The organism is Dysgonomonas sp. ZJ709 (genome assembly GCF_011039195.1).
In the GTDB taxonomy this organism is placed as follows: domain Bacteria; phylum Bacteroidota; class Bacteroidia; order Bacteroidales; family Dysgonomonadaceae; genus Dysgonomonas.
In genome coordinates this window covers 1-5,100 of sequence record NZ_JAAKEM010000055.1, presented here as the reverse complement: position 1 = coordinate 5,100, position 5,100 = coordinate 1, and the positions used below count along the sequence as shown (strand labels likewise).

7 protein-coding genes and 2 pseudogenes are annotated in these 5,100 nt (G+C 36.1%); 4 read left to right on the top strand and 5 right to left on the bottom strand.

From position 1 onward, the window contains the following. Positions 1 to 176: 176 nt before the first annotated feature. From G7Y56_RS18095 to G7Y56_RS18925, 4 genes and pseudogenes are all read left to right on the top strand, one after another. Entirely contained in the window at positions 177 to 581 is a 405-nt protein-coding gene (locus G7Y56_RS18095; RefSeq protein ID WP_165027291.1) for a DUF134 domain-containing protein, read from the top strand. Further along, a complete protein-coding gene (locus G7Y56_RS18090) occupies positions 578 to 901 on the top strand; it encodes a NifB/NifX family molybdenum-iron cluster-binding protein (RefSeq protein WP_165027288.1) in 324 nt (107 codons plus the stop codon). The genes G7Y56_RS18095 and G7Y56_RS18090 overlap by 4 nt, the downstream gene beginning before the upstream one ends. After that, the gene (locus tag G7Y56_RS18085) at positions 898 to 1,269 is read left to right on the top strand and encodes a NifB/NifX family molybdenum-iron cluster-binding protein (RefSeq protein ID WP_165027284.1); all 372 of its coding nucleotides are present in this window, start codon (positions 898 to 900) and stop codon (positions 1,267 to 1,269) included. The genes G7Y56_RS18090 and G7Y56_RS18085 overlap by 4 nt, the downstream gene beginning before the upstream one ends. A gap of 51 nt (positions 1,270 to 1,320) precedes the next feature. Continuing rightward, positions 1,321 to 1,536, top strand: a pseudogene (locus G7Y56_RS18925) (IS982 family transposase); the annotation flags it as partial. Between the two features lie 80 nt (positions 1,537 to 1,616). On the opposite strand, the gene G7Y56_RS18080 reads toward G7Y56_RS18925, so the two are convergent. The 5 genes and pseudogenes from G7Y56_RS18080 to G7Y56_RS18065 all read right to left on the bottom strand — a co-directional run. After that, positions 1,617 to 2,063 (bottom strand): DoxX family protein, encoded by a 447-nt coding sequence (locus G7Y56_RS18080; RefSeq protein ID WP_165027281.1) that lies wholly within the window; start codon positions 2,061 to 2,063, stop codon positions 1,617 to 1,619. 60 nt (positions 2,064 to 2,123) lie between these two features. Then, positions 2,124 to 2,423, bottom strand: coding sequence for a chromate transporter (locus G7Y56_RS18920; RefSeq protein WP_370457722.1), 300 nt, complete (start codon positions 2,421 to 2,423; stop codon positions 2,124 to 2,126). Between the two features lie 79 nt (positions 2,424 to 2,502). Continuing rightward, a pseudogene (gene chrA, locus G7Y56_RS18075) lies at positions 2,503 to 3,252 on the bottom strand (chromate efflux transporter); the annotation flags it as partial. 416 nt (positions 3,253 to 3,668) lie between these two features. Further along, positions 3,669 to 4,379, bottom strand: a complete 711-nt coding sequence (locus G7Y56_RS18070) for a LytR/AlgR family response regulator transcription factor (protein WP_370457720.1) — start codon at positions 4,377 to 4,379, stop codon at positions 3,669 to 3,671. Next, positions 4,376 to 5,100, bottom strand: a 725-nt coding sequence (locus tag G7Y56_RS18065) for a sensor histidine kinase (protein WP_185154009.1), incomplete at its 5' end; no start/stop codon positions are given. The genes G7Y56_RS18070 and G7Y56_RS18065, both read right to left, overlap by 4 nt.

The window sequence follows — 5,100 nt, the reverse complement described above, 5'->3', positions numbered from 1 at the left end:
CTGTGGAACTAACTCCATCAGATGAATGTTGTAGCGATGTACAAACAACTGAAGCTGGAGAAGGAACTTCTTGTTATTCAGATTCAACTATAAATAAAGTTTGAGACCTCAATAATATCATTATGAACTTATGTTCATAATGATATTTATATTATATTTGCGATAAGAAGAATAGCATGACACGTACAAAGAAAAACAGATTTATCCAGATGGCTCCTCATTTTAGCGGGTTTAAGCCTTTGGGGTTGCTTTATAAAAGGAAGGATGCCGTTATTATCAATTTTGAAGAATACGAAGCCTTGAAATTATGCGATTATGAGCATTTATCTCAGGCGGAGGCTGCTAATCTGATGAATATATCTCGTCCTACATTTACGCGTATTTATGAAAGTGTACGCAAAAAGATAGCAATAGCTTTTATTGAGGCTTCACCGATTATCTTTGAAGGAGGAAATACCGAGATAGCAAAATGGTATAAATGCGATGACTGTGAAATAGTCTTTACATTAAAAAATGATTCTGAAGCAAAATGTCCACTTTGCGGGAGACTTGCTGTCACTTTAAATAAACCTGAATTATGATAATCGCAATTTCATCGGATGAGAATGATTTGAATCAAACAGTTTCAGGCAGTTTTGGGAGATGTCGCTATTTTTGTTTATATAATACAGAAACACTCGAAGCTATATTTGTAGAAAATCCGGCGACATCAAGCCCGAAAAATGCAGGAGCGAAGGCAGCTTATTTTCTATTAGAACAAAATGTAGGAATAGTAGTAGCCTGCCGCTTTGGAACCATAGCTATTGTGTATTTAAGAGAAAATGATATTCAAATAGTAATACCTCAGTCACCAAAAACAATCAACGAAATTATAAATCAATTAAAAAAGCAGATAATATGAAAATTGCTGTACCAACAAGAGGAAATATTGTGGACGACCATTTCGGACACTGTGAGGCCTATTCGGTTTTCACAATAGACAACGATAAAAATATCGAAAATGCTGAATTATATCCATCACCGCAAGGATGCGGATGTAAAAGCAATATCGCATCTCTTTTACAGGAAGAGGGCGTGACTGTCATGCTTGCCGGTAATATGGGGGCTGGAGCTTTAAAGGTGTTGACCGGCCATGGGATTAAAGTATATCGTGGTTGTTCGGGTAATGCATCGAAGGTAGTTCAGGATTTTCTGGATGGAAAGATTATTGATTCGGGCGAAGGATGCGACCATCACCAAGAGGGGCATCAATGCAATCATGAATCGTAAATGGAAGTAACTGTTCTAATAGATAATAACTTTGGTCCGGAAGAAACCAGAAATATCAACTTAGAGATTCCTATGCACAAGAATCAATACAATTATAAACATTAAGCCTTTATCTTTAGAAAATCAAGAAAACGTATTGAAACCTTGTTCTCTCAGCTCTGTGATCAGTTTATGATTTCGTAGAAACTATGCCAAAATTTTGATGGTTTCAAAAATATAACATTTTATAAGGTTATGGGTCTGGTAGTTATGCAGATCATAAATTAAATAATAATAATAATTGAAAAACTTATATTGTATGATTAATGCACTACGGGTTCACTTAAGATCCAAGCAATGAATGCCGGTTATCTTTTATCTAATTTTTTGTAGAAAAAATGATCGAATGAAAACCTTCCTGCACCATAAATGAGTAATAGGAGAAGTAGTAATGTCATCGAAAAGTCTGTACGGGACTCATGTGCCATAACCCAGAATCCTTTATCGAGTAAAACAGGCAATTTAGTTGTAATTAATGCAGTGAACATAATTATGATAAGAGGAATTGTTGCGATCTTAGTCAACAAGCCCAATAATAGAAGTAAGCCACAAATAATCTCAAATGTTCCGACAAAATAAGCCAAGAACTCAGGGTTGGCAAACCCGATCTTCTCAAAACGTCCGGCTCCTACTAATTCCGGTAAGATGTATTTCTGTATCCCTTCGGATAAAAATACCCACCCTACAATAATACGTGGTATCAATGGCTTGTAGTCCTGTGCTGTCTTTAAAACAGCATGTATAATTTTCTTCATAATTTAGTTTGTTTATCAATGGATGCGAAGTCCAAAACTTACTTCAACATAAATCCTATACTATATTAAGAATAATAGATAACCTACAATCGCACTTCCCAAAACGATAAATGCACTGTTCATCTTCTTAAAAACAAAAATTACAAGCAGGCTTAGAACAGCTATAACAATTGTACGCCAATCGGTCAATGTCTCTTTGCCCATTTCTAGACAAACAGCTAGTATAACTGCGACCGAAGCTATATTTACAGCATTGAGGAAGGCTGCCATAGGTTTCGATTTGCGTAGTTTGGGAATAACCGGATTCAATACAATTACAAACAGAAAAGAGGGTAAGAATATTCCAATAGTTGCCACCATAGCACCCCATACTCCATTTATTTAATTGCCAACCGATAAATGTCGCCGTTGAAAGAACCGGACCGGGTGTAAATTGTCCCACAGCAATGGAATCAATAAGCTGCTGACGGGTAAGATACCCACTAACAACTAACTCTGCGTCTAAAAATGCAAACAATACATAGCCACTACCATACAGCAGGGCTCCAATCTTCAAAAACAGCAGAAAGATTTTTAAACTTCCGACAGGCACATTACCTGAGACTCCAACAAAGAGAGCCAATGGAACAAAACTGTTTACGGTTGCCTTTATGTTTTTCAGATAATATAATATGAGCCCTGCACCACCACAGCCTAGCAGGGCTATTATCTCGTTGATACCCATCAAACACGCAATAACTGTCAAAACTCCTAAAATTCCCAATTCAATATTTTTCAACGCTTTTTTTCCTAAACTCACCAATGCTCCTATAATTATTGCAATTACGGCAGGCTTTATTCCATATATAAAAGGTGTGACATTGGGTAATTGACCATATTGTTGATAGAGCCACGCAAACACTGATGTAATAAGAACAGCCGGAAGGATGAAAGATAATCCGGCAACGACAAGACCTTTACATCCGGCTCGCTCGTGTCCGCAGTGCATGGCCATTTCAGAAGAATTGGGTCCGGGAATAAGATTGGTTGCACTTATTAAGTCTAGAAAATGTTCTTGAGTCATCCATTTTTTCTTTTTGACCACTTCGTCTTCCATCATCGCAATATGTGCAGCAGGTCCTCCAAAGGCAATAGTACCCAATTTTAAAAAGAGTTTCGCAATTTCCTTCAGATCATTATTTATTTCCATAAATTGTTGTTAACTAATTAAGTTTTGTTAGAACGATAAAAGAGCCTCTGATTGTATATATTCATGTGATAACTAAAGCATATCTATAGAAAGCCTGCACATAAGTAAGTATAAAGCTATACAAAATATTGAGACAATTAATAAGTTTTCAAATTTATAAAAACACTAATATCATACAACGAAGGAATCACATAGAACATAAAACAGAAGTACTGCAAAATCAGATTAGCAAAATGCCATGTCAACTATTTGAAAATAGCCAACATATCTTTAACTTGTTTTGTAAATAAAGATACTACGACTTAAAGTAACCTTTTATTCAAAAGTTGATGGTAAACTTGGCGCCTTATTTTCAAGTCTCAGAATTCTAGCTGTAGCTCTATATTTTAAAATATTGGAGCAAGTAGAAATATCACTCAGAATCCCTTACTTAGAAATTCCTGAAATTTCTCTTTATACTGCTCACCGACAGGGATTCGTACATTATTATCGTAAACGACCGTGTTTCTTTCCACTACTTCAACTTTCTCCTTATTAACTATAAATGAACGATGCACCCTTAGAAATTGGGAGGGGAGCATTGTCTCTATGTTTTTAAGGCTCATCAGAGTCAAAATATCGTTGCCGCTTGTCTGATGTATTTTGATGTACTCGTGTTGGCTCTCTATATATTTGATGTTATTGAAATTGATCCGGACTAATCTGTACTCTGATTTTACAAACAAATATTCACTGTTAGTTTTAACTTCCTCAATATACGAAAGCTCCAGTTCTTTCATCCTTAAAGCCTTATTAGCAGCTTTCAAAAAAACGGAGTATGAAATGGGCTTTAGCAGATAATCGAGAGCATCTACCTTAAATCCGTCAATGGCATATTCGCTGTACGCTGTTGTGAAAACGATGTACGGTTTTCTAATCAGAGATTTTACAAGGTCGATTCCATTAATACCGGGCATATCTATATCCACAAATACCAACCCTACATCTTGTTTTTCGATAGGTTCAACAGCATCTAAACCGTTCTCGAAATCGCCAACGAACTCCAGATTAGGAGTTTTCTTTATATATTCGGATATCTGAGCCAAAGCCAAAGGCTCATCATCGATTGCTACGCATTTAATAATCATAGTGGTATTATTAGTTCGACCTCAAATTTGTCGCTCTCATTAACGGTCAGTTTATAATTATTACCATATAATAAGTCCAGGGTTTGTCTGGTATTTACAATCCCCAGTCCGCCATAATCGGAGAGGCGGTTTGTCTTATTTATACCATTAATTCCCTTGAATATCAGTAAGTCATTATCTATTTTTATTTCAAAATAGAATGCGGAATCTTCCTTGTAACTCACTCCATACTTAAATGCGTTTTCGATAAATGAAGCGAATAACATAGGCGGAATTTTTATCTCCCCTGCATTGTCAGGGAAATTCAGTTCAACCCTCACTTTTTCGTTATGCCTGAGCTTCATCAGGGCGATATAACTTTCGATAAATTCGATCTCTTTGCTTAGACTGATTTTATCATGTGAAGAGTCATAAAGCAGATACCTCATCATTGTAGAGAGAAGTATAATAGAATCTTTAGCTTTCTCTGAATCAATGTCAATAAGTGCGTGGATATTATTGAGGGTATTCATAAAAAAGTGAGGGCTAACCTGATTCTTCAACAGATTGAGGTTTGTTTTAAGCTGCTCTTTCTCAAGCTCAGACCTGATGGATTGCTCGTTTATCCAACTTTTTATCAATTTGGCGGCGGCTCCTAAGCCTACAATTAAGATTCCAATGAGGGAATTATCAAAAAAATCTTTCGTAAATCGTGCCACATTGTAAATCGGTGGAATATGCA